The organism is Bacillus sp. LR--39, from assembly GCF_053613335.1.
The window spans coordinates 1-3,793 of sequence record NZ_JBSIOT010000014.1 but is presented as its reverse complement, the minus strand read 5'-3'; the positions used below and the strand labels follow the sequence as shown (position 1 = coordinate 3,793).

Here is a 3,793-nt window from a genome sequence, read left to right as displayed (position 1 = left end):
TATTTTAAAAAATGCCATCTTTACGCCGCTTTATGTATCCCGCATTACAGGCTACAAAAAGCACGTGTTCTTTAAAGGCATAATCGGGCCTCTATCAGCCGCTGTGTTTGCCTGGACGGTCTGTAAGGCAATTCAGTTCGTTGTGAAGGTTGACGGATGGCCGTCACTGATAGCGACGGGAGTGACAGTCAGCTTTTGCTACGCTGTTTTCGCTTTTATGCTCGTTTGTACAAAAGAGGAAAGACAGCTGGTATTAAAACGGTTTCGAAAAACGAAAGGAGCTGTGAATCTTTGATCCTGAAACGACTTTTTGATCTGACGGCCGCCATTTTTTTGTTGTGCTGTACGAGTGTGATCATTCTGTTCACCATCGCCGTTGTCAGGCTGAAAATAGGATCACCTGTCTTCTTTAAGCAAGTAAGGCCAGGCCTGCACGGCAAACCGTTCACCCTATACAAGTTCCGGACAATGACGGATGAACGGGACAGTGAGGGAAATCTGCTGCCCGATGAAGTCCGGCTGACGAAAACGGGCAGGCTGATCAGAAAGCTAAGCATTGATGAGCTTCCGCAGCTCCTGAATGTCCTGAAGGGCGATCTTAGCCTTGTCGGGCCGCGGCCGCTTTTGATGGACTATCTGCCTCTTTATACAGAAAAACAGGCACGGCGCCATGAGGTGAAGCCGGGTATCACAGGCTGGGCGCAAATCAATGGCAGAAACGCGATTTCCTGGGAAAAGAAATTTGAATTAGATGTTTGGTACGTTGACAACTGGACATTTTTTCTCGATTTGAAAATTTTATGTTTGACGGTGCGAAAGGTCCTTGTTTCAGAAGGGATTCAGCAAACCAATCATGTGACCGCGGAACGGTTTACCGGAAGCGGAGATGTGTCCTCATGAAAAACGTGGCCATTGTGGGTGACGGCGGTCACGGAAAGGTGATCAGAGAGCTGATAAACGCCCGCTCAGATACGCGCTTAGCCGCGGTGCTGGATGATAAATTCAAAACGTTCGAAGGCGGAAAAGAATGGTACACAGGACCGCCGGAAGCCGTTACTGAACTGCGCAGGCTCATTCCTGATGTGCTGTTTCTGATTGCTGTTGGGAATAACAGTGTCAGAAAACAGCTGGCGGAGCGACTGGGACTGGGGAAAGATGATTTTATTACATTGATTCACCCGTCAGCCATCGTCAGCAGGTCGGCTGTCATTGGGGAAGGGACAGTGATTATGGCGGGCGCGATCATTCAGGCGGATGTGCGCATCGGCGCCCACTGCATCATCAATACGGGTGCAGTGGCAGAGCACGACAATCAAATCAGCGATTACGTTCATCTGTCCCCGCGTGCCACGCTGTCAGGAGCGGTTTCCGTTCAGGAAGGCGCTCACGTCGGAACCGGTGCATCCGTCATACCGCAGATCACAATCGGGGCTTGGAGCATTGTCGGAGCCGGCTCCGCGGTGATCCGTTCCATACCGGACAGGGTAACGGCGGCCGGTGCTCCGGCACGCATCATTTCTTCCATTCAAACATCAAACAAAGGATGATTCTATGCATAAAAAAATCTACTTATCTCCCCCTCATATGAGCGGCAGGGAGCAGCACTATATTTCAGAAGCCTTTCGCTCAAACTGGATTGCGCCGCTTGGGCCGCTCGTGAATTCATTTGAAGAACAGCTGGCAGAACGAGTCGATGTAAAAGCAGCAGCTGCGGTCAGCTCAGGAACGGCGGCGATTCATCTCGCGCTGCGTTTACTTGAGGTAAAAGAAGGTGACAGCGTGTTTTGCCAGTCCTTCACATTTGTAGCAACCGCCAATCCGATTCTATATGAAAAAGCGGTGCCCGTCTTTATCGATTCTGAGCCTGATACGTGGAATATGTCGCCGACAGCCCTTGAAAGAGCATTGGAGGAAGCGAAAAGAAATGGAACACTGCCAAAAGCGGTGATTGCCGTCAATCTATATGGGCAGAGCGCGAAAATGGATGAAATCGTAAGCCTGTGTGATGCATACGGAGTTCCTGTCATTGAGGACGCAGCCGAATCTCTCGGCACAGTCTATAAAGGGAAGCAAAGCGGAACTTTCGGGCGCTTCGGCATTTTTTCATTTAACGGGAACAAAATCATTACCACATCAGGGGGAGGGATGCTTGTTTCAAATGATGAAGCAGCAATTGAAAAAGCAAGATTTCTCGCTTCGCAGGCACGAGAGCCGGCTGTTCATTATCAGCACAGTGAAATTGGTCATAATTACAGGCTGAGCAATATCTTAGCCGGCGTCGGCATTGCCCAGCTTGAGGTGCTGGATGAGCGAGTGGAGAAAAGAAGGACCATTTTCACGAGATACAAAAATGCGCTCGGTCACATAGCCGGCGTCCGCTTTATGCCGGAGTACGCAGCAGGCGTATCCAATCGCTGGCTCACCACGCTCACACTTGATAACGGGCTCAGCCCATATGACGTAGTTCAACGTCTTGCTGAAGAAAACATTGAAGCCCGTCCGCTGTGGAAGCCGCTCCATACCCAGCAGCTATTTGATCCGGCTTTATTTTATTCTCATGAAGATACAGGAAGCGTATGCGAAGATTTGTTCAAGCGAGGAATCTGTCTCCCATCGGGGTCCAATATGACAGAAGATGAGCAAGACCGGGTCATTGAAGTGCTACTGCACTTATTCCAAACTGCCGAGGTGAAGAAATGGACAGCAAGCATTCGATGATCAGCCTGAAACAGAAACTGTCCGGGCTGCTCGACGTCATTCCGAAACAATCAGAGATTATATATGCGGACTATCCTCTATATCGGAATGTAGGGGATTTATTTATTATGAAAGGAACAGAAGCCTTCTTTAAAGAACACGGGATTCGGGTCAGAAAACGCTGGAATCCCGACAATTTTCCAGTCGGGCGAAAGCTGGATCCTAATCTCATCATCGTCTGCCAGGGAGGCGGAAACTTCGGAGATCTGTATCCGTATTATCAAGGCTTTAGAGAGAAAATCGTCCAAACCTACCCGAACCACAAAATTGTGATCCTGCCGCAATCGATTTATTTTCAAAACAAAGACAACCTCAAACGGACGGCAGAGATATTTTCTAAGCATGCAAACCTTCACATCATGACAAGGGAAAAAGCCTCCTATGCTACGGCACAGTCTTATTTTTCAAAAAATCACATTCAGCTTCTGCCTGATATGGCTCATCAGCTGTATCCCGTCATTCCCACGCAGCAGCCGTCCAATCAAAAGCTGAGATTTATCCGAACAGATCATGAAGCAAACCAGGCGCTTCAGGAACACACAGAAGCGGAAAGCTACGACTGGCGCACGGTGCTGTCAGCTTCAGACCGCCGGACGATTGCTTTTCTGCAAACGCTGAACGTCCTGAATAAAAAAGCAGGCAACCCTTTGCCCATTGCGTATATATGGGGAAAATACTCGGATTATATCGTCCAAAAAGCCATTCGGTTTTTCAGCCGTTACGAATCGGTGGAAACATCAAGGCTGCACGGCCACATCCTGTCTTCTCTTCTTCAAAAAGAAAACACGGTCATTGATAATTCCTATGGGAAAAACGCCAATTACTTTCATACCTGGATGGAAGGAGTGCCGAGCACCCGGCTCATCCAGAACGCCTCAAAGAAGGAAAACCTTCCTGCTCACATGTGAGCGGAAGGTTTATTTTGATTCTCCACGTTTGACTTTGTTGTATGCTTCATCTAAATGCTGAATCCTTTTCAGGACAACTGCGTTTTTCGTCAGCTGGTCCTGCACTAGTGTTGAGACGACGGAACGGT

General features: G+C 48.8%; 5 protein-coding genes and 1 pseudogene. 5 read left to right on the top strand and 1 reads right to left on the bottom strand.

The genetic code is table 11. From position 1 onward, the window contains the following. From ACWHAR_RS19505 to ACWHAR_RS19485, 5 genes and pseudogenes are all read left to right on the top strand, one after another. A pseudogene (locus ACWHAR_RS19505) lies at nucleotides 1–295 on the top strand (MATE family efflux transporter); the annotation flags it as partial. Further along, a complete protein-coding gene (locus tag ACWHAR_RS19500; protein WP_452087576.1) occupies nucleotides 292–900 on the top strand; it encodes a sugar transferase in 609 nt (202 codons plus the stop codon). The pseudogene ACWHAR_RS19505 and the gene ACWHAR_RS19500, both read left to right, overlap by 4 nt. Beyond that, nucleotides 897–1,547: an acetyltransferase gene (locus tag ACWHAR_RS19495; protein ID WP_144458782.1), complete on the top strand. Its 651-nt coding sequence runs from the start codon at nucleotides 897–899 to the stop codon at nucleotides 1,545–1,547. The genes ACWHAR_RS19500 and ACWHAR_RS19495 overlap by 4 nt, the downstream gene beginning before the upstream one ends. Nucleotides 1,548–1,551: 4 nt before the next feature. Further along, the gene (locus ACWHAR_RS19490) at nucleotides 1,552–2,718 is read left to right on the top strand and encodes a DegT/DnrJ/EryC1/StrS family aminotransferase (protein WP_144458780.1); all 1,167 of its coding nucleotides are present in this window, start codon (nucleotides 1,552–1,554) and stop codon (nucleotides 2,716–2,718) included. Then, entirely contained in the window at nucleotides 2,697–3,665 is a 969-nt protein-coding gene (locus tag ACWHAR_RS19485; protein ID WP_452087575.1) for a polysaccharide pyruvyl transferase family protein, read from the top strand. Before ACWHAR_RS19490 ends, ACWHAR_RS19485 begins: the two co-directional genes overlap by 22 nt. A 9-nt stretch (nucleotides 3,666–3,674) precedes the next feature. On the opposite strand, the gene yvfG is transcribed toward ACWHAR_RS19485, so the two are convergent. Continuing rightward, nucleotides 3,675–3,793: protein YvfG (gene yvfG, locus ACWHAR_RS19480; RefSeq protein WP_452087577.1), on the bottom strand; the 119-nt coding region annotated here is incomplete at its 5' end.

Bases quoted from the DNA above. Each gene is read 5' to 3' on its own strand.
- ACWHAR_RS19495 (WP_144458782.1), top strand. From the start codon at position 897: ATGAAAAACGTGGCCATTGTGGGTGACGGCGGTCACGGAAAGGTGATC.
- ACWHAR_RS19490 (WP_144458780.1), top strand. From the start codon at position 1,552: ATGCATAAAAAAATCTACTTATCTCCCCCTCATATGAGCGGCAGGGAG.
- ACWHAR_RS19485 (WP_452087575.1), top strand. From the start codon at position 2,697: ATGGACAGCAAGCATTCGATGATCAGCCTGAAACAGAAACTGTCCGGG.